This is a genomic window from Rummeliibacillus sp. SL167 (assembly GCF_007896505.1).
Lineage (GTDB): Bacteria > Bacillota > Bacilli > Bacillales_A > Planococcaceae > Rummeliibacillus > Rummeliibacillus suwonensis.
Genome location: NZ_VCBM01000004.1, coordinates 13,654 through 36,425, shown reverse-complemented (window position 1 = coordinate 36,425; position 22,772 = coordinate 13,654). Strand labels below are relative to the sequence as shown.

General features: G+C 32.2%; 23 protein-coding genes and 1 pseudogene. 22 read left to right on the top strand and 2 right to left on the bottom strand.

The genetic code is table 11. The features are described from left to right. The first annotated feature begins 1,404 nt into the window (after positions 1 to 1,404). The 18 genes and pseudogenes from FEZ13_RS15465 (at position 1,405) to FEZ13_RS15380 (ending at position 15,911) form a co-directional block, all read left to right on the top strand. Positions 1,405 to 1,752, top strand: a complete 348-nt coding sequence (locus tag FEZ13_RS15465) for a hypothetical protein (RefSeq protein ID WP_146553433.1) — start codon at positions 1,405 to 1,407, stop codon at positions 1,750 to 1,752. 99 nt (positions 1,753 to 1,851) lie between these two features. Further along, complete coding sequence (locus tag FEZ13_RS15460; protein WP_186725947.1) at positions 1,852 to 2,946, top strand: GLUG motif-containing protein; 1,095 nt, start codon at positions 1,852 to 1,854, stop codon at positions 2,944 to 2,946. Continuing rightward, positions 2,946 to 3,221 (top strand): hypothetical protein, encoded by a 276-nt coding sequence (locus FEZ13_RS15455; RefSeq protein WP_146553431.1) that lies wholly within the window; start codon positions 2,946 to 2,948, stop codon positions 3,219 to 3,221. Before FEZ13_RS15460 ends, FEZ13_RS15455 begins: the two co-directional genes overlap by 1 nt. An 11-nt stretch (positions 3,222 to 3,232) precedes the next feature. Next, positions 3,233 to 3,673 (top strand): hypothetical protein, encoded by a 441-nt coding sequence (locus tag FEZ13_RS15450; protein ID WP_146553430.1) that lies wholly within the window; start codon positions 3,233 to 3,235, stop codon positions 3,671 to 3,673. Between the two features lie 85 nt (positions 3,674 to 3,758). Beyond that, entirely contained in the window at positions 3,759 to 4,628 is an 870-nt protein-coding gene (locus tag FEZ13_RS15445) for an SU10 major capsid protein (protein WP_146553429.1), read from the top strand. Between the two features lie 70 nt (positions 4,629 to 4,698). Further along, on the top strand, positions 4,699 to 4,878 hold the full coding sequence (locus FEZ13_RS15440; RefSeq protein ID WP_146553428.1) for a helix-turn-helix domain-containing protein: 180 nt from the start codon (positions 4,699 to 4,701) through the stop codon (positions 4,876 to 4,878). A 225-nt stretch (positions 4,879 to 5,103) separates the two neighbouring features. Next, a complete protein-coding gene (locus tag FEZ13_RS15435) occupies positions 5,104 to 5,922 on the top strand; it encodes a hypothetical protein (RefSeq protein ID WP_146553427.1) in 819 nt (272 codons plus the stop codon). 760 nt (positions 5,923 to 6,682) lie between these two features. Then, positions 6,683 to 7,633: a hypothetical protein gene (locus FEZ13_RS15430; RefSeq protein WP_146553426.1), complete on the top strand. Its 951-nt coding sequence runs from the start codon at positions 6,683 to 6,685 to the stop codon at positions 7,631 to 7,633. Between the two features lie 645 nt (positions 7,634 to 8,278). Beyond that, positions 8,279 to 8,677, top strand: a complete 399-nt coding sequence (locus tag FEZ13_RS15425) for a hypothetical protein (protein ID WP_146553425.1) — start codon at positions 8,279 to 8,281, stop codon at positions 8,675 to 8,677. Between the two features lie 4 nt (positions 8,678 to 8,681). After that, complete coding sequence (locus tag FEZ13_RS15420) at positions 8,682 to 10,271, top strand: terminase large subunit (protein WP_146553424.1); 1,590 nt, start codon at positions 8,682 to 8,684, stop codon at positions 10,269 to 10,271. 259 nt (positions 10,272 to 10,530) lie between these two features. Beyond that, positions 10,531 to 10,782, top strand: coding sequence for a BhlA/UviB family holin-like peptide (locus tag FEZ13_RS15415; protein ID WP_255473210.1), 252 nt, complete (start codon positions 10,531 to 10,533; stop codon positions 10,780 to 10,782). Beyond that, positions 10,779 to 12,116, top strand: coding sequence for a phage portal protein (locus FEZ13_RS15410; RefSeq protein WP_255473209.1), 1,338 nt, complete (start codon positions 10,779 to 10,781; stop codon positions 12,114 to 12,116). The genes FEZ13_RS15415 and FEZ13_RS15410 overlap by 4 nt, the downstream gene beginning before the upstream one ends. Positions 12,117 to 12,799: 683 nt before the next feature. Next, positions 12,800 to 13,411: a hypothetical protein gene (locus FEZ13_RS15405; RefSeq protein ID WP_146553422.1), complete on the top strand. Its 612-nt coding sequence runs from the start codon at positions 12,800 to 12,802 to the stop codon at positions 13,409 to 13,411. Between the two features lie 92 nt (positions 13,412 to 13,503). Beyond that, the gene (locus FEZ13_RS15400) at positions 13,504 to 13,848 is read left to right on the top strand and encodes a hypothetical protein (RefSeq protein ID WP_146553421.1); all 345 of its coding nucleotides are present in this window, start codon (positions 13,504 to 13,506) and stop codon (positions 13,846 to 13,848) included. A 6-nt stretch (positions 13,849 to 13,854) separates the two neighbouring features. Next, on the top strand, positions 13,855 to 14,463 hold the full coding sequence (locus FEZ13_RS15395) for a hypothetical protein (RefSeq protein WP_146553420.1): 609 nt from the start codon (positions 13,855 to 13,857) through the stop codon (positions 14,461 to 14,463). Between the two features lie 170 nt (positions 14,464 to 14,633). After that, positions 14,634 to 14,726, top strand: a pseudogene (locus tag FEZ13_RS15390) (iron-sulfur cluster assembly accessory protein); the annotation flags it as partial. A 252-nt stretch (positions 14,727 to 14,978) separates the two neighbouring features. Continuing rightward, positions 14,979 to 15,479, top strand: coding sequence for an NUDIX domain-containing protein (locus FEZ13_RS15385; RefSeq protein ID WP_312753347.1), 501 nt, complete (start codon positions 14,979 to 14,981; stop codon positions 15,477 to 15,479). Between the two features lie 102 nt (positions 15,480 to 15,581). Continuing rightward, complete coding sequence (locus FEZ13_RS15380; RefSeq protein ID WP_146550725.1) at positions 15,582 to 15,911, top strand: YuiB family protein; 330 nt, start codon at positions 15,582 to 15,584, stop codon at positions 15,909 to 15,911. A gap of 224 nt (positions 15,912 to 16,135) precedes the next feature. Here the strand turns inward: FEZ13_RS15380 and FEZ13_RS15375 are convergent, their stop codons facing one another. Then, positions 16,136 to 16,603 carry a divergent PAP2 family protein gene (locus tag FEZ13_RS15375; protein WP_146553419.1) on the bottom strand — a complete coding sequence of 156 codons (468 nt, stop codon included), beginning with the start codon at positions 16,601 to 16,603 and terminating at the stop codon, positions 16,136 to 16,138. Positions 16,604 to 16,850: 247 nt separating this feature from the next. On the opposite strand from FEZ13_RS15375, the gene FEZ13_RS15370 reads away from it, so the two are divergent. The 3 genes from FEZ13_RS15370 to FEZ13_RS15360 all read left to right on the top strand — a co-directional run bounded on the left by FEZ13_RS15370 (position 16,851) and on the right by FEZ13_RS15360 (position 19,351). Then, positions 16,851 to 18,362, top strand: a complete 1,512-nt coding sequence (locus FEZ13_RS15370) for a leucyl aminopeptidase (protein WP_146553418.1) — start codon at positions 16,851 to 16,853, stop codon at positions 18,360 to 18,362. 61 nt (positions 18,363 to 18,423) lie between these two features. Further along, entirely contained in the window at positions 18,424 to 18,615 is a 192-nt protein-coding gene (locus tag FEZ13_RS15365; RefSeq protein ID WP_146553417.1) for a hypothetical protein, read from the top strand. Positions 18,616 to 18,787: 172 nt separating this feature from the next. Beyond that, positions 18,788 to 19,351: a YufK family protein gene (locus tag FEZ13_RS15360; protein ID WP_146550721.1), complete on the top strand. Its 564-nt coding sequence runs from the start codon at positions 18,788 to 18,790 to the stop codon at positions 19,349 to 19,351. Between the two features lie 398 nt (positions 19,352 to 19,749). Here the strand turns inward: FEZ13_RS15360 and FEZ13_RS15355 are convergent, their stop codons facing one another. Next, complete coding sequence (locus FEZ13_RS15355; RefSeq protein WP_146553416.1) at positions 19,750 to 21,606, bottom strand: transglycosylase domain-containing protein; 1,857 nt, start codon at positions 21,604 to 21,606, stop codon at positions 19,750 to 19,752. A 574-nt stretch (positions 21,607 to 22,180) separates the two neighbouring features. Between FEZ13_RS15355 and FEZ13_RS15350 the strand changes: the two genes are divergently transcribed. After that, on the top strand, positions 22,181 to 22,771 hold the full coding sequence (locus tag FEZ13_RS15350; RefSeq protein ID WP_146553415.1) for a peptidylprolyl isomerase: 591 nt from the start codon (positions 22,181 to 22,183) through the stop codon (positions 22,769 to 22,771). Position 22,772 lies beyond the last annotated feature (1 nt).

The window sequence follows — 22,772 nt, the reverse complement described above, 5'->3', positions numbered from 1 at the left end:
CTTTCCCTCTATAACTGAATAAAACTAACACTAATCGCCCAACAAGCATAAGTGTTTATATAACTACTTTAACATTTTTAAAAAATGAGGTCAAGTGGTTGTATTAAATTCGCACTTTTTTAGTGTAGTTCGTCTAGGTTGCCCATTAACTGGACGTTAAACAAAACTGGTCAAGTTATGACTTAGCTACTGCAATAATTAAGTCTAGCGTACAATATGTCATTTTCTCATTCGTGACAGTACGTGAATGGTGCTATCGACCAATTGAACGGATAGGAGTGGAAGGTCTGAACGTTTACGGACGTTGTAGGACAAGTCATAGAGTATATGTTTAGTGAGTTCCTCTTTAGCAGGATAACTATTTACTTGTATAAGCACAATCGCTTATATAAGACATATACAAACTTTTGGGGGCAGAAGTAGAAAGTAGACTTGTTGTGTAGAGATACACGCAACTGAATGAGAGCATACAATACTCACAATACACTGTGACGCTTTATGCTATGAGTTGTCTGTCTTTGTTTCTACGATTCTATTTTTTAGTTTTGTAGCAAACAAGGCAGACAAACTTCGCACCAAGCCTTCAATTCCTGCTCTGCTTTATGCCAAATTGATAAACAAAAATCAAATTAGAAATAACCACTTTTATAAAACTCTCGTATCCCTTGTGGGAGTAGGGGGTTCAGATTCGATTACAAACCATATATATGGAAGGAGTAAGCAAAAGAAAATCAAGAATGTCCAAAAATAGAAAACGATGACGAGCCTTACTCTCCCAACAGTTTCAATAGTTGATAAGAAACAACTGTAAAATTACATAGTCCTCAAAACTCAATAAAATCAATAGTTTAGATAATATTTCTGAATTTTTAGATAATTGTCTCTAAGGGAGACGTACTAATGCAATCATAAAAATGGAAGAAAAATATAATAAATATAATAAAAAAAGACATAACTAGACCGTAGTTACTACCTATTGAGCATTACTCTCCCAACGACTTCAAGATTCGACTGCAAACCATATATATGGAAGGAGTATGAATCGCATTAAGATATTAATTTTTATTTATATTTTAATGGGGAATCATACTCCCTTTTTTTATTCCTAGACGTGAGATGTTCTCACTTCTAAAATCCTTCAATTTAATTTAATTTAGTTGAGATGTTATTGTTATTAGTAGCATCTCTCCTACTTTCTTTTTTTTATTTATATTTTTAAATAAAATTAGGTAATTTGTCACTCTTATATAGAGTGGCTTTTTATATTTATAAAACAAATTAAAACAAAGGATGATGACTCATGTTTACACTATTTAAAAAGTGTAAAATTAAACGAGATAACAAGAAAATGATTAAACACATTTTAGTAACTATTAATCAAATTAAAAAGGAGATGTCAATGTAATGGCAGAAATAACAACTAATGCATATGCAGATTTACGTAATTACATTTTAAATAATTGGAAGTATATTGAATTGCAAGACGATCAATCTAATCCAATTTTACGATTATCTAGTGCAGATAGTAGAGTTACTTCTACTATTGAAGGAAACAATGTCAAAATTACAGTAGTGGTTAAAGGTAGCGATGCAGATATTACGACACCAATTACTTTTGCTAAAAGTGCTATCTATAATGTTGCTACAGATGGCAATGCTTTGAGCGAGGAATCGTTTGACAACTTTACAATGCAGTCAGAAAATGACGAATTAACAGTAATACATACAATCGAAGTACCGCATTTAGTGTAAGGTTGTGTTGATATGACTATTTTAATTAGTACAGCACAAGAGTTACAAGATATTAATAATAATCTTACTGGTGATTATGAGTTAGTAAATGATATTGATATGGATGGGTTTGAATGGATTCCGATCGGCGATGCTACTAATCGTTTTTTAGGTACATTTGACGGTAAAGGTTATAAAATATCAAATTTAACTTATAACAATACTTCGACAACAAATGTAGGATTGTTTGGATTGATAGACGGAGCAACAATTCAAAATGTTGCAGTTGAAAATGTTAATTTTAACGCTAGATTGACAGGGGGGTTAGTCGCTCAAGCAATCAACTCTGCTATTACAAAATGTTATACAACTGGTCAAATCAATTCAGCGACTTCTTACGCGGGCGGTTTAGTCGGTACTACTAATAATAGCACTATTACAAATTGTTATAGTGCTGTCACAGTTTATAGTAGTAATACAAGCACATCATCATCAAATGGCGGAGTAGGTGGATTGATTGGACGAGCAAGTAATGTGTCTACTATTACAAATTGCTATAGCAGAGGACATGTAAGTAATTATCATAATACAGCGAGCGGCTTAATCGGCTATGTTACTAGTAGTGACCTTAATACAATTGTAAACAATAGTTACTGGGATGTTGATACAAGCGGATTGAGCAATTCGTTGGGTGGTGGAGTGGGTAAAACTACACAACAAATGCAAACTCAATCTACTTATCAAAATTGGGATTTTACAAATGTATGGTATATGAATGAATATCCTGAATTAAGAGTATTTGAAATAGAGAAAGAGCCAATTAATCGTCAAACTGTCAATGTAAATAGTTATCTATCATCTATACACTCTAATTTGTCGAATAGTAAACAATCAACAATTGAGTTAAAAAGTTACACACGTCCAATATTTGATAGCTTACGCATTCGTAGAAGCGTTTTAAGAAGTGTAGAGTGTTATCTATCCTCTTTCTATTCAAACGTCTTACAGAGCCATATAACGCTAAATAAAGCTACACGTCAAATTGATAGCTATATGAATCCTGTTTTTAGTAAAGTTGCTACGTTTTATCCTGTTAATGATTCCCCAATTTTGGGGAAAGTGTTAGCAATAGAAAATAACTCTACAATTTTTAACTCGGACAATTTGTCCGAGTTAAGTTATATTATTAATCCTTCAAAAATGGAGGTGATTTGATGCTACAAGGCGATACAATACGATTAAAAGTACATTTTAAAAATTTTGATAACCAGAGTATAGATCCATCTAATATTACTTTGACGATTTATAACTCAGACAAAACAAAAATTGAAGAAATATCTATTACAGACAGCGACAAGCAAAATGTTGGTGTCTATTTTTATGATTATACTCCGTCCAGCAATTTGAGCGAGTTTATATTTGAATTTAAAGGCTATTATAACGATAAAACAATACTTGCGAGAGATATTGTAAAACTAAAATTTATTTAGGAGGTTACAAAATGGAAGAAAATACACAAGTAAATCAAACTACTGAAAGACAAGATGTCGTTGAGAATGAAGCACCTGAAACGGTATCTAAAGCCGATTATGACGCTTTGAAAGTCGAGTTAGAGGAATTACAAGCAAAACTACCACAAGAGCCTACAGACGCTGAAATTAATCTTAAAAAGCGTGAAAAAGAGTTATTTGATAAAGAAGTAACTTTAACTCTTAAAGAGAATGGATTTGGACAATTTGCACCGCTGTTTACTCATGTGCAAGATATGAATGAATTAAATTCATCTATTAAGTTGTTACAAGAAATCTATAAGCAAGACAAGATTAATAATTCTTATGTGCCTTCGGGTACAACAAGTACAACTGAATATGAACAAGCACAATCAAAAAAAGACGCTCAATCTATGATTAGTGCAAAATTTAGTAAGTTATTTGGTAAATAAAATTGGATTGTGAAGGGTGTCTATATAATAGATACCTTTTTCAATATATAAAAAATTAAAAATTAGAATGGAGATTGATATTAATATGTTTACATCACAAAATTTTACGGAAACTGAACAAATTTCTTTGAGCAATGAATTGGCATTACTTGGAGTACAAGCTACACCATTTACTTCTTTATTGTTGTCAAAAGGTGTCGAAAAAGCATTATCAACGGTTTACACTTGGAAAGAAAAAACTTTAGATAATACAGCAGATATTTCAGCGGTGGAAGGTGGAGATACTACTGTATTTCAACAATCAACTAAACGTGAAATCACAAATATTCTTGAAATTTTCAAAAAAGCGGTATCTATTTCAGGTACAGCGGAAGCAATGCAATCTACAAAATTCAGCGAAGAAGTGGCTGACCGATTACTTGAACTCAAGACAAATTTGGAATCAAAATTAATCAATGGACTAAAAGCAGATGGTTCTACAGGTGATTTTATCCGTCATATGGGCGGTATTATTTCGTTTGCAGACGCTGACAATGCAGTAACAGTTGCAAACACTGTAACAGAAGATACAATTAAACAAGCAATGCGAAAATTGTGGGATCAAAACTTATCAGAAGGACAAGTATATGCACTTATCAACGCTGATTTAAAAGAACAAGTAGATGCAATTTACAAAGATCGTTACTCTTATCAACACGTAACCACTTCTTTTGGTCTATTAGTTGATGAAATTGCTACAAACTACGGTAACGTTAAATTTGTACTTTCTAAACATGTTCCATCTGATAAAATTGTATTCTTCAACGATGCTTATGTACGTCCCGTTGCATTGCGTGAAGCTACGTTTGAAAGTTTAGCAAAAACAGGAGACTCTACAAAAGGGCAAATTGTCGGTGAATACTCATTAAAAGTAGGATCACCAAAAGCAGTTGCCGTTTTAACTGTAACTGAATAATACATAAAAAAGGGGGTTGCTCAAAAATGCGCAGACCCCCTATATTTTTAATCAAAAAGGAGAAAATAGTATGAAATTTACAGAAAAGGAGCAATTAATCATGTTACGCAAACGCAAAAAAATACCACAAGGAGAAGTGGCTAGTCATTTAGAAGTCACTCAAGCATACATAAGTATATTTGAGAATGATCATTATAAATGGAATGACAAATTATATTCACGTTATAAGAATTACATTGAAAATTATTAAATCTAAAAATATAGAAATCGAGGTGTAAAACGTGAGAGGTTATACAAAATTCGATATAACTACTTTCTTCTTGTGACTTCGGTTTATTAATTGATGATAATTAATAAAATTTTACCGAGGATATACAAGGAGAAAACATTTCTCATTACCGTTTTGGGAATGTGGTTATTAGGATATTTATGAGATAAGAAGAATTAGTAGGAGAATTTTACTCTTGCTAACATTATGAAACAATACTATAAAGATAAAGCTTCAAAATGGACAATTGAAGAATTAAATTTAGAACGAGATTTGATATTTGGTACTGATAGTGATAATTCAATATCATGCAATCTGTTAGAAGATATAACAGGTGGAAAATGGAAACCAAATTACTTTTTTGACTTTGAAAATTTCTATAGAATTGAGAAAACAGGAAATAAAATAATAGGTGTTGATATGGCTTTTATTAAAAATTTTCGCACATTTGACAATCATTTAAGCCAACAATTTAATAGTAGCAAGTATAACCCTAATTGCTTTAATATGAATCTATACAAGGGAATAACCGCTGATAAAAGTTATTATAAGAAATACCCTTTCAGCACATTAATGTTGATTATGGCTTATTATGATATTCCACTTCCAAAAACTCAACTGGGTAAGGAAATTATACTTGCAGTTGATTCTAGTTTTAAAGGTCATTATGCAAGTAATAGCTTTTTCAAGAACATACATACAGATTGGTTAGAATTAATGGGATTTAGTGAGTTGTACGATATTTTAGAACAACGACCAAAATCCTATTTTTATGAGCTTCAAGAAGAATATAAGTTAAATGCAAACATACATATCAATGACAATGGTTATCTTGAAACAAATATTGATTTAAAAGCCATTCAACCATATTTGAATTGGAAACTATATATTCCCGATCAACAATTTGAATTAATTAAAGAATGTAAAGTTGGACACATAAATGATATTAATAAAGAACGTTTACCTGATAATGTTATATCGTTAGCTTATACGAGTAAGAATAGTGCTTCATTTACATACTTATAGGAATACATACATAACAATAGGGGTGGTAATTTGCCACCCTTTATAACTATTAAATAAGAAAGAGGTAATTAGAATGGATAGGACACAATTTTTCTTTTGCTATAATAAAGAATTATTTACATATTTACACGATACTAAAATGTTAGAATATATTACTATTGCAAAGAATCCTAACACAGATAAAACTTTCAGTATGTTTTACAAAAATGATGATTTACAAAAAGCATTAAATGAATATAAACAATTACATTGATATTTTACAAAAATCATGATATTTACTCAACATAAAAAATACGTTCAGTGATATTTTGATTTTTTGCCGACACGTTGAAGTATTGATATATAAGTATTTTAAAAATATTTGATGATATTTTACTAAATGGGTATTGATATTTTACAAAAATCGTGATATTTTAATAAATGGGTACATATTTATATACAATTCTGATGATATTTTCGTCAAATATCGGATATACCACGCACCAATTATAAAAGTGCTATGAGCCTTACTCTCCCAACGGTTACAACGATTTATGTAAAAATATGGTTGATGATATTTTACTAAATGGGTACACTTTTATATACAATTCTGATGATATTTTGAGAATATAAGGGATATAATTAACTAAGTTAATAGAATATATAATTTAATAAGTTTACAATTCCCATTTTAAAAAGTTTTAAAAGTGGAGTTAGAAATAAATCAACTATACTCTACTCAACTATAATTTAATCTATATAATCTTGGAGGTAATCAATTATGAAATTTAATTACACACTCAACTCAATCAAAATTAATTCAGCATGGTTCGATCAATCAGATAGAAAGCAAAATGTATATGAGAAAATTACATATAAAGGTTTAAATCTATACTTTAAATTATACAAGTTTAGAATACATAATCAGGAAAATGAACATACATTTATCACATCTATCTCAATGTTGAGAAAGGTTACTAAATATAAAACTGATGAAATATTTGAGTTGTTGAAGAAAATGAAAAACGCTAAAATTATTAAACTTGAAAATGTATCACGCTGGGAATATTTAATAGATGAAAATGGTAATATTAAGGATAAAGATATACTTATCATTACTGCTATTGATACTTTCCCTATTGAAGATTTTAAAAAAGATGATAATAAGTATTATATATTTGTTCCGCTGTCTTTGTTTCAATTGTATGAGGATAAAGGGTTGAATGAAAAATACTATGCTTTGTACTGTTTGATTGTTAAATGGTCACAAAATCAAGAGCATAAAAGTTGGATGTCAATTGCTAAAATGGCTAAATTTTTAGGCTTTGATAAAGACTATGTCAATCAGATGATATATAACATGAATAGATATTACTTTATGTCATCTTATAGAAAAAGAAATGGTAAGGGTGGCTTTAATTTTGAACATTTTATCCTAAATAGTTGGAAACCTGATGAAATTGAAAAGTTTATAAGAATTCACAAGGAAAATATGGATAAATTAATAAGCCGAGTTGACAATAAGAAAAAGAATAAGAAGAAAATGGACATTGAAACTGAATTAGAAATCGTTGAAGAACAACCAAAACAAATTAAGCAACAAAAAGCACCTACAGCATTTGGTAAGCCTAGAAAAGATGTAACTGTTAAAAAAGTAGAATCAACAAATGATAATGAAATACTTGAGCAACTTAATGTTACAGATAGAGATTGGGAAGAAATATTCGGTTAATCAATTAGCTAATACAATTAGAATTATTTAGTTGATAAAAAAGTTAGACAAATCAAAGTATTTATATATAAAATATTACTAAATAGTTTAAAATGTCTAACTTTTTTTCTGATACAATTAGAATTATTTCGTGGCTTAAAAAATAGCTATGAGATAATTTGAATTGCATAAAATAGAGGGGTGACAAAATTGATGTGAACCTCTTATAAGAGCTTGACACCAAAATTGTCACCTTTTTAAAAATGTGATTGGTTTATGTATAGGCTAATTATAGTTGAATTGTAGAGTTAAAGTCAATAAGAAATTAATTATGTGAAGCAATTTATTGCTGAACAAGTTGGACAGATGGTTTTTATCTGTACAACTCAATCTTTTGAACTTTTATTAAATTAATAATCAACTAATAATAGTAGTAATATAGGGGGAAACATAGGCTACACAAACAAGTTTGTTCCGCTATGTCAACGTTTCCCCCTCGCTACGCTCACCCCCTTCCACCAATATTATTACTCAATTAGGGGTTGCTCATGAGCAGACCTATTTTAAAAGTCAATTAAATTTAACTAAGATAGATAAACTACCTCACGGTCGAAAAGTCGGCAGTGAGATTTTTAATTTTAAAAAATAATTGGAGATGATAAAATCATGAATATACAAGAAGCGCTTAAACAAGTGAGATGGGAAAATGCTATGTACTTTAAGTATAAATTCCCTGATTTAGCTTTTGATAAGTCTAAACCGCTCAAAACAGAAGAACAGTTTTTAAAATCAGTCCAGCGTCAAACAATGAACAGTTTTTACAGATGGGAAAAAACAGATCAATATAAAATGTTAGTTACGCTATATCTCAATACTAAAGCGATACAAGACTATGAGGACATTTATAAAATTGTATCAGAACAAGCCAAAAAAGGTGATGAAAAGAGTATTAAACTATTTATACAATTACAAAAAGATTTACAACAACAATCAAAATTAGCTAAACAATACTTTACAAAAGTGGATGAGGTTGCAGATGATGACGGATTAAGTTTGGAAGTGTAGTTGTATGACTTTAACAAAAAAACAAAAGTTAGATAAGATTACAAATGATTTTAAACTATATGCTAAAAACTTTATCAAGATTATTAATAATGATAATGAGAGTGTACCTTTTGTATTGAACCCTGAGCAATCACAATTCATAGATGAAATGGAAAAGTTTAATATTATACTAAAAGGGCGACAAATAGGCTTTACAACGCTGTCACTAGCTTATATGTTGTACAGTGCTATGACTAAAGCAGATACATCTTACTTGATGATGACGCATAATGGAAAGGTTACACAATCATTATTGCGTAAATTAAAAAAGATGTATAATTCGTTACCATTTGATAAGTTTGATATATTCCCAAAAACGACTATTGATAATAGAGATGAATTAAGTTTTGTAAATGGTAGTAGAATTGTTGTAGCAACAGCAGAAGGAACAGACAGCATTTCAGGAAATACATTTCAAGTTATACATCTGTCAGAAATGGCTAAATATCCTAAAAACGTTCAAGAAGAAATAATAGCAACTGCTATCCCAGCATTAGCAAAAAATCCTGATAGTTCGATTATCATTGAGTCGACAGCAATGGGCTTTAACTATTATCAAGAGTTGTTTATGGAAGCATATAGGACAACAGATAGTGTATGGAAACCTTTCTTCTATTCATGGCTAGCTAAAGCGTACGAGAAACAATTCAAGCATAGTTTTGATGAAGCCGAAGAATGGTTTAAAGTTAATAATAAGGGTAAAAGAATGAGTTATAACGACTTAGAGCAAGATGAAATAGAATTGAAAGAGAAATATAACTGTACATATAGACAATTGATGTATAGACGATACTATATAACCTTAAATAGTTTAGAAAAGTGGAATAGAGAGTTCCCTATTACTCCTGAAGTGGCTTTTAGTACATCTAATATTAGTGTATTTGATACAGATAAAATATTGACTCGATTTAATCATGCAAAGAAACCTATACATATTAAGCAAGTCAAAGAAAAATTACCGTCTACTCTACATAAATATTTGAATAAGTCATTGTTTATTTATAACTTTCCGATTGCTAAAATGCGTCATTTTGGCGGTATAGACGTGGCGTCAGGGGTTGGGGGAGATAATAGTACAATTAGTATATTTAATGCAGATGGGGAGCAATGTGCAGTATTCTATTCAAATAAAGTGCCAGTTTACGAATTCGCTCAAGTAGTGAATGATTTAGGTAGGTATTTTAATTATGCCTTTTTAGCAGTAGAAAGAAACAGTTATGGTCTGCCCTTACTAGAAAAGTTGAGAAAAGAATATGGATATGAGAATTTACTAAAACAAAAGATATTTAACGAAAGAAGTAAAAAGGTATATCAGTTGGGCTTTATGACGACTAATGTATCGAAGCCGATTATTGTAAACGATATGAAAGAACATTTTGAATGTAATTTGATACTAATACATTCTCTCGAAACGTTGGACGAAATGAAAATATTTCAAGATGTAAATGGGAAAATGGGAAATAAAAAGGGAAATAATAATCATGATGATTTGGTCATTTCAACTGCAATGGCAATTCAGGCAATGAAACAGAATAAATATTATGTAGCTATTTAATTTTTTGACCTGGGGTAACGTTTTGTTCACCCATAATTTTATTAACCAAGGGTGTCCCAGAACAGGACACTATAAAAGATACATTGCTATCGCTAACTCAATCTAAGAATATTTAGTACATAAAGTAGAAATTCATTACCCCACTTTTGGGGATATCATCTATAAAACTGATAGGAACATTATTCACATCAGTTTTATTAATTTTTGGCGGTACAATTTTGTTCTGTCCTCCTAATCGATAATGAAAGAAGGTGGCTATTTGGACATCAAAGTATTAACAGATATTGCAACAAGTCAAGCAGTATGGGCAATTGTATGTATTTATATGATAATTTATGTCATGAAACAATCTGAGAAACGAGAATCTAAATTGATGAATCATTTAGAAAGAAGTAACGAATCACAAGAAAAGACAGCGATTGCATTAGATGGAATTAATCAAAGTTTAGCAAAATTAGAAAGTCGAGTAGATAAAATAGAAAAAATTAATAATAGAGGTGATTCGATTTGAATTTAGACGAGTATATAAAAGTAAAATATAAAAATAAAAATGATTGGTTTGTAGAGTTAGTATCAGAGCCAACGCAACAAATGAGAGTACAAGATATACATAGTAAAAAAGAGTATTTAAACGGTACACATGCTATTTTAAATAGTCCTGCATATAAATATAACGGTAAGACTTATAACCCCCGTAAAATTGTTGTGAGTTATGCTAAAACGTTACTTAACTTTCAAAAGTCATTCTTATTGAGTAAGCCAGTTGTGTATACAGGCAAAGAAGAAGTAGTTAAAGCCATCAATGAGATTAATCGCAAAGGTAAGATGGACAGAATCAATGTTAAAATCCTACACAACTTATTGAGTTATGGTGAAGCATACGAGTATCTATATATACAAGATGGAAAGATTAAGTCACGTATCATTGATACAGAAGAAGGTTATCCAATTTACGATCATAACAATGAGTTGTTAGCATTTGTACAATCTTATGTGAATGATGGTATCTCGTATTATGTAGTCTATGAGAAAGATGTTGTACGTTCGTATTCTAATGAAGGTACAGAGTTATATCTTGTAGGTGAGTATTCTAATCTAAGTGGGTTGCCTATCATCTATAAGACGGATAATGAACTATCACATACAAAAGGTAAGAGTGAGTTAGATGATTGGATATTCATATTAGATGAGATTGAGAATGTATTATCTAAGTTTACTGATACTGTATATAAGAATATGAATCCTATTCCTGTTGTAAGTGGTCAAGAATTAAAAGGTAATGGCATAGCAACTAATATTGTTGGTCAAGGTGTACAGTTAGATGATGGCTCAGAGTTTAAGTTTGCAAGTATTCAATTAGATGTTGAAGCGTTTAATGCTTTATATGATAAATTAATACAAACATTATTTGCTATTAGTAGTACACCTGCTGTGGCTATGAACAAAGCAGAAATAGCAAATGTTTCAGAAGTTTCTATTAGAATTTTATTCAGTTTGGCAAATGTGAAGGCTAAAATTAATGAGAACTATTTGAGAGATGGATTCGAGGAACGACTTAACAAGTATCGTATCTTATTAGGTTATTTAGGTAAAAACTTTACAGATAATGAGTTTGAAACGTTAGATATTCAATTCTCATATGATGTTCCTAGCAATGATACAGAAGTGATTAATAACCTTAAAACGTTATATGAAATGAAATCTATGAGTTTAGAAAGCGTATTAGAGAAGTCACCATATATAAATGACAGTGTACAGGAATTAGAAAGAATACATAAAAGTACAGTTGAGAATAATAGTAATGTAGTTGAGAATGGAAATGGAACAGCGGGAAATAATGAATAAATGAATGGGAAATAATTAAGAAGGAATGTTGATATGACGGGGAATAGTGTGAATAGTATAATGCTATCTTGCACGTTCCTTGTTATAGCCTTAATTTGTAAGCATAATAACGCTGTATCAATTTTAGCAATAAATAATACCGATTTTTGTCCATTTTCCTCTTATTTTTAGTCCAATTTTAATTTGAATTTCATACCATTAATTACCATATAATGAGAAGTAGGAATATTGACCTATATAAAATAATCAACTATTTACTATTCTAATTCACTTCATTTTATACATTATTTTTGGGAAATGATGAAATAGTGCAGGTTATAAACGTTGATATAATCGCAATGTATAAAAGTGATATATAACCCTAATTATATATCACTTAAAAACGTTGATATTAAAGCGTTTATGTAAAAATTTGGTTGACATAATCTTTTATTATCGGAAGCTAAAGTGAATATAATATACATCAATATACATTAAAATGGTGCTTATTTTATAAAATATATACATTAAAATATAGTAACTATTTGTAGTTTATAGTAATATTCAATCACTCTATTTGTTATAAAATGGCTCTAGCAAGTCATCTTACATACACACGAAAAAATTTTTTATTGTGTGTCAAATTATTAATATACAATATTATCCTTAATTACTTATAATTTTAATTATAAGGAGTTGATATAGTGGAGAATACGGACTATCAAGAATACCATTCTAAACGCAAAAGTAAAAAAGGTTTAATAATATCAACTATAATAATTGTTACTATCGCATTCATTGGAGGTGGTGGTTATAGTTGGTATAAGTATCAACAAGATCAGAAAGAAAAATATGCTAAAAAACTAGCAAAAACTTCTGCGGAAATTCAATTGGAATTTTTGTTAGCTAGTATTGTAGCAGATGGAAGTTCAGATGTTTGGAATGATGCAATAGACGATGGAAGAGATTTTAATTTGCAATTAACTACATATCATGATATTTTGTCAGAAAATGGTACTGTAAAAGAACGTAAAAACGGTCAAAAGAAAATAAGAAATATGATGAAAGCACTACAAAATCCCCCAGACGATTATAATGAATCTTATAAAGTATTAAAACAAATATATGGAATATACTCTAAAATGTTAGATCAGGCATTATATCCATCTGGATCATTGCTTGAGTTTAATCGAAATATCAATGATTTATATAACCAATTTGAACAAAAGAAAGAAGAGTTATCTATAACTTTACCAACTGATGTAAAAAAATTGAAGAAAAAATATGATACTAAGAATCAAAAAGAGTTAGAATAACATTAACTATCTATGACAGGGTTGTATAATGCAACTCTGTTTTTTATTGTAGAAACGACAAAATGTCTACTCTTAAGAAAGGAGAATGAATAATGTTAAATATTGAACGTTTAAAAATGGAAGTAAAGGGTATCACATTAACAGATGATGAGTACAAAATTTACTTAGATGAAAATGATTTAATGGCGACAGAAGTCTATCAATCTAATTCAATCAGCAATAAGCGTAAAATCTATGCTACTGCATTATCAATTTTAGAATCTATTGCTAACAATCCTAATTCAATGAAAGATTATAAACTAGATGACATGACAGTAAGTCAGTACCATGAAAATTTAATGGCTCGCATTGATCAACTACAAGCTAAAATAGATAAGTTGCAAAATGAGGAAAATAATACGAATGATACTTCATTTTTTATGCTATTTAATGATTAAGATAGGGTGAAGTACCGAATCAGTACCTCAGGTCAAAATATGGAAGGGGGTTATTCAAAAATGATTGATGATGTTCAATTTTTAATTGATAATGTTGGTCAAAATGTACTTATAGATGATGTAGAACGCAAAGTATTAGTAACAAATCCAATAATTGAAGAATTTGATACAAAATATATACATAGTCTTGAGCCAATTGTACAAGGGGCATATGCTAAAATAGATAATCATACATACATTACAATTTACGATGAGCAAGTTAAAAGATATGATAAGTATAAAGTTAAATGCAGATTATGCAATTGGCATCTTGTCACAAGTCACGAAGAAAAAATATTGATTGGTTATGATGATTTGAATAGACCTGTCTATGAATATGAAACTGTCATTGATGGCGAGTATGCTTGTATTGTTGAGCAGATTAATTTTAGTAATACATCTGATCAAGCAGTTAATCAATTAGATGATGTCATTTATTTGACTATACAAGATAATGAAGCTATTAGACAACAGTATACAGTAAACTCTACAATCAATTATAAAGATACAAATTTAACATGTATTGGTATTGATAATACTAAAAATGGATTGTTGATTTATAAATTGCAAAAATAAGTATAATAGACAAATATAATAACTTTCACTATAATGGTACTAATAAGTTAACAACATTTACAATCACGAGAGAATGCAATTTACATTCTTATTTGTGATTAATAATCCTATAAAATACTTATAAACGTTGATAAATCAACATTTTCCATTCTTTGAAGTATGTATTCTAATTCACCATTGACAATCCGAATGCCATTGCCTCATGTGGATGTGGAAGCTCTTTTAGGACAGCGAAGAATGCTGGTACACCAGAAGAATGCTGATGAGCAAGTGAGTAAAATAAGTTTGGAATGTCAATAGATAGGATTGATTATAAATTATATGTATAGGATCTCAAATACACATGATAACGACCTTAAAATTGTGAATTTGGATCGTCAATATCCTCTTTGATTCATAATATATTGTTCATATAATATGGATTAAAGAGGTTTTTTCTTAGCTAAACATACTTCATCACACAGGACTAATGGATGAAATAAGATATAGGAAAACAAAAATACTTAGATGAAGAGGTGATTTACATAAAAAGCGAAGAACGTACAAGAGTTTGGCTTGGTGTAGCTGGTTTAGTCGAAAACGAAAATGGTGAATGGCTAGTTGTGATGAAACGATATGGCGGATTAGATGGTATGTGGTCGATACCAGCTGGTTTTGTGAAACCTGGAGAAACCGTTGATCAAGCCTGTCAACGTGAATTATTGGAGGAAACAGGGATTAAGGCTTCTATGCAGGGACTATTAGGTTTAAGAACCGGTGTTATCAAATATGATATTAGTGATAATATGGTCGTTTTTTATTTAACCGCTCATACACAAGAGCAGCAAATTCAAGTTCAACTAGATGAATTATATGAAGCATGCTGGATGTCTCCACAGGCATTAAAAGAAGATCCGCGTACATCACTGCTATTGCTTCAATTAGTAGATTTGCCATTAAAAACAAGACCAGCAACATTGGAAGGCATGGATCGAGATAATATATTTGGCTATACTGATTATAAATTGTTCTTCTAGTTGACAGATTTTCGACAAACTGATAGAAAAACATACCTAGTCATTGAAAGCGTTGCCTCAATCAGTTACACTTATGTGAGAGAATATGGAGGTTTCGAACATATGACTGGTGGATTTTCTATTATCCAATTAATCCTATCCATGCTAATTTTTTTAGTCATGTTCTTTGGAATTGGATTCTTATTGAATATGTTGCTTCGATCTACATGGTTTATGGCTATTCTGTATCCTATTGTAGTCATTTTTATTGTGGACGATGTTAGTTTCCTAGATTATTTCTTTAAAGCAGGGACGGCATTTTCTGCTTTAGGACATAAATTAGTATCATTACAGCCTGCGGATATTCTTATTCTTGCGAGTGGCCTTGTAGGAGCTATTATTTCCGGTATAGTGATGAAAATCTTACGCAAAATGGGTTACCAAATGTTTTGACATAATGGAGCTTTACGCAGCGCGGGGGTTTTTATTGCTCACTGTGTATTAGTCGAATCAATCGGGCTTATGCAGACAGCAGCTTCTGCTTAGCAACCCGTGTTTTCTTATGTTTTGAAGTGAGAATTTGACAGTTTGTTAATACGAGAAAAAAGTAGTGAGTGGTGTTTACCTCACTACTTTTTTCTTTGGAAGGAATATGTACAGCTATGAAACAGGAAATTCTAAATATAAATAACAACGGAAAGAAGTATACCTGTTAAACAGCCAAAAAAAACTTCAATAGGTCGGTGACCCAATAAGGTTTTTAAATCTTCAATTTTTTCTTCAGGTTTTTTATCGGGAAATTCTTTGGTCATCATGATGAGGGTTTGAAAGTCTTTGCGCATTTGATTGATGACGATTGCTTGTTGTCCTGCCTGATAACGAATTCCAGTTGCATCAAACATGACAATAACCGAAAAAATAATACAAGCAGCAAATAATGGAGAAGATATCCCGGATTCGAATCCAATGGCCGTTGTTAAAGCAGAAACGGCTGCTGAATGAGAGCTTGGCATTCCGCCAGTTGAGGTGAAAAGTTTCCAATCGATTTCTTTTGTTGCAATAAAATGAATAGGGATTTTCACAAATTGTGCGATTAAAATACCGAGCAATGCAGCGATCAAAGGGGTATTGTGAAAAAATTCCATCATAATCAGCACCTTTCAGCCTTTACTTTTAATCTATTCAGCTTTTTTGGTATTGGAACAAGATTTTGAATGGAGATCTTTCATTCGATTATTCCAAAAATCTTGACGCAACACTATATGATACTTACTTTTACTATAGCACAGAAGGCAATCAGTAATCATCTTCTAAGTTAAATGGTTTTAAATCCTTTGGGTATCGAATGAATTTGATATAATAATGATAATAAGGTTGAAAAGAGGTAAAACAATGTATATCAATAAAAATATCCCGAATTTTGACTCAGTGGCTACAGATGTTTTAATCGTCGGTGTATCCAAAAACCAAAATAATATGGCTAATTGGGATCAATTCATAGAATTCTTTGGCCAACCAATTGAACAATGGATTAAAGATGGAGATATTCAAACAACTGCAAAGGCGATTACGAAGATTCCCGTATATTCGTCTAAAGCAAAAGTAAAACGACTTCTATTTGTCGGTTTAGGAAATCGTAAAACGTTAACACCTGATACACTACGTGAAGCATTTGGATTAGTTGGAAAGACACTTCAAAAAACAAGAACAGTATCGATGACCTTGTGGGTGGATTCATTTGAAACAGAAGAGATCCCTGCATCTGACGCGGTTATCATGGCTGCTGAGGGAATTATGATGGGCGCTTACACAGTGGAAAATTATAAAACAACATCAAATGTGGCGGAAGTTGCGCTAGAAGAAGTGAACTTCATCACCCATCAAGATATAGAAGAGATTGCAGCTGGTTTTGAAGTTGGGGAAATCTATGCTACTGCAGTAAACGAAGCGCGCTCATTGATCAATAAGCCTGGAAATATGCTCACTTCCTCTAAATTAGCAGAGTATGCTGTTGAGCTTGCGAAACAATATGATTTTGAGGTTGAAATTTTAGATAAAGCACAGCTTGAAGAGCTCGGAATGGGGGCGATCCTCGCTGTCAATAAAGGCTCTAAAGAAGAACCACGTATGATTACTTTGAAATATCAGGGGGAAGAGAATTGGGAAGATGTCATTGGCTTTGTCGGTAAAGGAGTAACGTTTGATACAGGTGGTTATTCCATTAAATCGAAAGCAGGTCTTGTAGGGATGAAAGGTGATATGGGCGGAGCAGCTGCGGTCTTAGGGGCAATGCGAATTATCGGTGAATTACGTCCAAACAAAAATGTAATGGGGGTAATCGGATCGACAGACAATATGATTTCTGGCGGTGCTTTTAAACCAGATGACGTCATTACGACCTATAGCGGCAAAACGGTTGAAATTTTAAATACGGATGCTGAAGGGCGCTTAGTCTTAGCAGATGCAGTTACTTATGCGAAACAACAAGGTGCAAATTATTTGATTGATCTGGCTACCTTGACTGGTGGTGTGATTACAGCACTCGGCTATGACAAAACAGGCGCTTTAACAAATAATCAGGAATTTTTTGATGCGTTCTTAAAAGCATCTGCTGAAACAGGTGAATTTGTATGGCAATTGCCTCTAACAGAAAATGATAAAAAACGTATCCGTAAAAGTGATATAGCTGACTTGAACAATTCTCCAGGTAGTGATGGACATATGATCTTTGGTGGCGGCTTTGTCGGTGAATTTGTAGGAGATACACCTTGGATTCACTTAGATATTGCAGGTACTTCAGATGCGTTGAGCGATTATGATTTAGGACCAAAAGGCGGTACAGGGGTAATGGTACGAACACTTGCTACATTTGTCGAACGTTTAGCACAGGAAGATTTAAAATAATAGGCAACTTCCTATTTTAGCTCACTTCCTTGACATAGGATAGAGCGAGAGGAGGTTGACGATGTATCCATATTATTCATATCCATATGGTGGAGGGTTTGGAGGATTTGGTGGACCATTCGTAGGCGGCTTTTTAGGAGGATTAGTCGGATCAGCATTTCGTCCATTTCCACCGTATAATTATTATAGAAGACCATTTTATCCCCCGTTTTATAGAAGACCATTCTATCCACCATATAGACCTTATTGGTAAAATAAAAAAGCTTTTACCTACTTCAATTTGGGTAAAGGCTTTTTGAATTGCTCTCGCTTAAACTAGAAATTTTCCTGTAACTAGGATATATTACTCGATTGCTCTTGATAGTGAGCATTGTTTTTAGCTATTATGTAATAGGAAATACTATTAAAAAAGAGGAATTTTAGTAATGAAAAATCCATATATCTACGGATATTTGCCATTAATCACAATTATTTTGTTTAGTTTAACGTTTGGCTTATATACGGTGACAGAATCTATTGAACTATTCAAATCTATTGGCGTATATTCGGGAATGCGAGAATTTTTATCTGAAATACAAATGCGAATCTTTTTATTGATTATCTTTGCATTATGTTATTTCATGCTATTCTCAGCATTGAAATTGATCGGAGAGACCATTCATGAGCTTGCGATGCTTTTTTTCTCAAAAGATTTAGATGGAAAAACAGTACATGAGGCACGCGGTGGGAATGTCATCTTTTTCTTCGGGGCATTAGCCTCAGCGGCGGGGATTCAATCGTTTTGGATCTTGCTCGCTATTTTTATGGCTACGACGTTTATTTATTTTGTATATGTTATTTATAAGCTGAGTAATTATATGACATTAGGTGCTACGGTTGGTGTGATGCTATTTGAAATTGTCATATGGTTTGTCCTTTTAACATTGATCATTTATGTCGTATTTAAACTGTATAATGGGATTGTCTCCAGCTTACCGTTTTCAAAATAAACTTTCATAAGCGATTGCGCCCATACTTGAAAAGGTTTTTTACACAGATTTAGTAAAACTTCATACGATTTGTTGATGCAGGGCAGAATGTACATGATCCTCTCTCCAATTTTACCTGCATATCAAAAATAGTATGCTGGGGATATCCCTAGCATACTATTTTTATCCCGCTTTAACGGGCAGTAAGACCCTCACCTCAAGATGTAGAGAGAAACGAGAAAGATAGGTGGGATCAACTGTCCGTAAAAGTCCGATTGGTTCGGGCGGGCAGGATGTTGGTCACTCAGATGTTGCCACAGGACGTGGCGCTTTTAACCTGAGTTCCTCTAGCTTAGTAGGGGGATGAAGAAAACCCCCACTGATGGAAGCTTCACTTTATTTTCATATGACCTGTTCGTTTAGTTGTTCATAATACTTGAAAAAATACGATGATGGATCTTGGCATCTTCAAGACTTTCCATGTTTTGTGGTCGGTCAAAACCAATCCATACAGCAGCGGTATAACGATTGGTTAAACCTGCAAGCCAGTAATCACGGTAATCATTTGTTGTTCCTGTTTTGGCACCAACGTAAGGGGCATTAATATGTATGCCGACACCTGTACCATGCTGAACAACATCAGACATTAAGAAGCGGATCTGCGACACAGTACTGGTGGACCAAACTTGTCGAGACTGCTTGCCCCATTTATAAAGGACATTTCCATGGCTATCTTTTACACTGCGTATTGTATGGGCAGGGGAATAATCGCCATCGATAAAACTTGTATAAGCATCAGCTAATTCAGCTGTTGTAACCCCATGAGTCAATCCGCCAATTGCTGCAGAATAGGTACGATCTTGTTTGGTTAATGCATCAAATTGAAATGGTTTTAAGTAAGAAAACGCCTTGTTTATCCCAATATGATCGAACAATCTCATGGCTACTGTGTTATAACTGTTGCGGAAACCTTGTTGGATGGTTACATTTCCAATGATTTGACCTTTATAGTTTTCGGGACAATAGTTTTCCTTACAGAAAGGTGCACCACTCACATATGTTTGGGGGGTGGCATTCGTTTCTTCGAAGTAAGGGGCATAATCTATTAAAGGCTTAAAAGCCGAACCAGGTTGACGATAACCCTGAAAAGCACGGTTATAATCATATTTTTGATAGCCTTTCCCAGCGTATATACTAATGATTTCTCGCTTGCTGTTATCAATCACAACAGCAGAGGCTTGTAATTTCCCTCTGTTTGTCAAAATCTGATCGATATTCGTTTTGTCAGCGGCCTGTTTTGTTGGCGATAATGCCGTTTCAATGGTTAGACCTTGCCTCAATAATTGATTGATACGTTTAGCAAATTTTGCTTGGATAGCCTTTTTTTGTTTTGCTGTTTTAGCAGATCGTAACTGGTTTTGATAACCCTCTTTTGTTGCGATAAGTGAACGAAATTCATTCATCACATATGTGCTATAAGCGGGATACAATTGCTTTTTCTTTTTCAATTTGATGATAATTTTTTCTTTTTTAATTTTATCAGCTTCACTTTTAGATAAAACATTTTTTTCCACTAATTTATCAATTAAACGTTCTTGCCTTTTTTTTGTATACTTGAAATGTCTTAATGGATCATAAAGTGATGGATTATTAGGAATAGCTGCTATAAATGCCATCTGTGCTTTGGATAATTGGAAAACAGGTTTATTGAAATAATAGGTTGCGGCACCGTTTATCCCATAGGTACCATTACTAAAATACATTTCGTTTAAATACATATTTAAAATTTCATCTTTAGTCGTTTTGCGTTCCAGTTCATAAGAGTAGAAGATCTCAAGCATTTTGCGTTCATAGGTTTTTTCTGTAGATAGATACCGCATACGAACAAGTTGTTGGGTAATTGTACTACCACCTTGTGAAGATTCTCCACTCGTATTATTTGCCATGAAAGCTCGAGCAATAGCGGATAAATCAAAACCTATATGTTGATAAAAGTCTTCATCCTCACTATAAATGAATAGTTGCTGCGCAAATTTAGGAATATCAGCGAGTTCTAATGGTTTTCTCCATTCAGTGTATTCTTCCGAAAAGACTTTTTGATGGCGATCCCTAAGAATAGTAGGGACCATCACATTAGGATCATCTAATTGAACATTGGCTGTAAATTGTTTTTCAAAGGCTTTAGCCGTTTGTAATTCTGTTGAAATTTTTTCAAAAAGAAAAAATAGCAGAGGAAGACTACAAATTATGATAAGGCTGCCTACTACTTTTCTCAAAAATATCCTCCTCTTTAGTTCTATGTATAGATAGCAAATGACACTATCAACTAACAGAATAGCACATTTTTATCAGGAGAGTGAGAGTAAAGGAATATTTTAAAAGAATTCAGGGTTTTTCTTTTAAAAACAGTATGAATTCTTTAGTATGCTCTATTTTGCCATAACTTTTTCAAAAATGAGCTATCCATTTCAATGTATAATAGAATGGTGGATATCCTTGTATTGTTTTATGATATATACTAGCGTACTAGTGTTATTGAAATGTACATCATGTGTGTCTTGTAAATGAAAAATATGGTCCTTTATGTTAGACTAGGACGGTATGTTATAGTTAAGAAAAGAATATATTCGTAATACTCATGACGCTAGAAGACGATAGCATCACTTTTCACGGTAGCTTGAAACTTCACATAGCGGAAGATTCTTTATCTTCCACTATATGTTAGTCGAACCAATCGGTCTTTCCATTCGGATGATGCCCATTATTTGTCTAGTTGTAGTAGAATCTTGAATGAGTTCTTCAAATCCGTTAATGCGGGAATAAAATTATTATTTTAAAGGAGATGCAATGATGTATCCACAATTATCCAATGAAGTAGCAGACAATGAAGTATTAGTAGAAATGACGACCACATTGGGTCCTATCAAAATTAAATTGTTCCCTGAACAAGCGCCAAAAACAGTTGAGAATTTTTTAACACATGCGAAAAACGGTTATTATGAAGGAATCATCTTCCATCGTGTTATTAAAGATTTTATGATCCAAGGTGGTGATCCTACTGGTACAGGTATGGGTGGCGAAAGTATCTATGGACATTCTTTTGAAGATGAATTTGCCCCTGAATTGATGAATCTTCGCGGTGCACTTTCAATGGCAAATGCCGGACCAAATACAAATGGTAGTCAATTCTTTATTGTTCAAATGGCTGAAATTCCTGCCAATATGATTGGACAAATGCAAGATGCTGGCTTCCCACAAGAAGTTATTGATGCTTATAAAGAACATGGTGGCACTCCATGGTTAGACGGAAAACACACTGTATTTGGTCAAGTAGTTGAAGGTTTGAATGTTGTTGATGAAATCGCCAATGTTGAAAAGGATTTCCGAGACAAACCTCTTGAAGATGTAGTGATTGAAGCAATTAAAGTTATTGAAAAATAAT

Coding starts and splice junctions, on each gene's coding strand:
- FEZ13_RS15400 (WP_146553421.1), top strand. CDS start 13,504: ATGTTAAATATTGAACGTTTAAAAATGGAAGTAAAGGGTATCACATTA.
- FEZ13_RS15450 (WP_146553430.1), top strand. CDS start 3,233: ATGGAAGAAAATACACAAGTAAATCAAACTACTGAAAGACAAGATGTC.
- FEZ13_RS15380 (WP_146550725.1), top strand. CDS start 15,582: ATGACTGGTGGATTTTCTATTATCCAATTAATCCTATCCATGCTAATT.
- FEZ13_RS15370 (WP_146553418.1), top strand. CDS start 16,851: ATGTATATCAATAAAAATATCCCGAATTTTGACTCAGTGGCTACAGAT.
- FEZ13_RS15375 (WP_146553419.1), bottom strand. CDS start 16,603: ATGGAATTTTTTCACAATACCCCTTTGATCGCTGCATTGCTCGGTATT.
- FEZ13_RS15430 (WP_146553426.1), top strand. CDS start 6,683: ATGAAATTTAATTACACACTCAACTCAATCAAAATTAATTCAGCATGG.
- FEZ13_RS15350 (WP_146553415.1), top strand. CDS start 22,181: ATGTATCCACAATTATCCAATGAAGTAGCAGACAATGAAGTATTAGTA.
- FEZ13_RS15455 (WP_146553431.1), top strand. CDS start 2,946: ATGCTACAAGGCGATACAATACGATTAAAAGTACATTTTAAAAATTTT.
- FEZ13_RS15425 (WP_146553425.1), top strand. CDS start 8,279: ATGAATATACAAGAAGCGCTTAAACAAGTGAGATGGGAAAATGCTATG.
- FEZ13_RS15420 (WP_146553424.1), top strand. CDS start 8,682: ATGACTTTAACAAAAAAACAAAAGTTAGATAAGATTACAAATGATTTT.
- FEZ13_RS15460 (WP_186725947.1), top strand. CDS start 1,852: ATGGATGGGTTTGAATGGATTCCGATCGGCGATGCTACTAATCGTTTT.
- FEZ13_RS15360 (WP_146550721.1), top strand. CDS start 18,788: ATGAAAAATCCATATATCTACGGATATTTGCCATTAATCACAATTATT.
- FEZ13_RS15465 (WP_146553433.1), top strand. CDS start 1,405: ATGGCAGAAATAACAACTAATGCATATGCAGATTTACGTAATTACATT.
- FEZ13_RS15445 (WP_146553429.1), top strand. CDS start 3,759: ATGTTTACATCACAAAATTTTACGGAAACTGAACAAATTTCTTTGAGC.
- FEZ13_RS15365 (WP_146553417.1), top strand. CDS start 18,424: ATGTATCCATATTATTCATATCCATATGGTGGAGGGTTTGGAGGATTT.
- FEZ13_RS15435 (WP_146553427.1), top strand. CDS start 5,104: ATGAAACAATACTATAAAGATAAAGCTTCAAAATGGACAATTGAAGAA.
- FEZ13_RS15440 (WP_146553428.1), top strand. CDS start 4,699: ATGAAATTTACAGAAAAGGAGCAATTAATCATGTTACGCAAACGCAAA.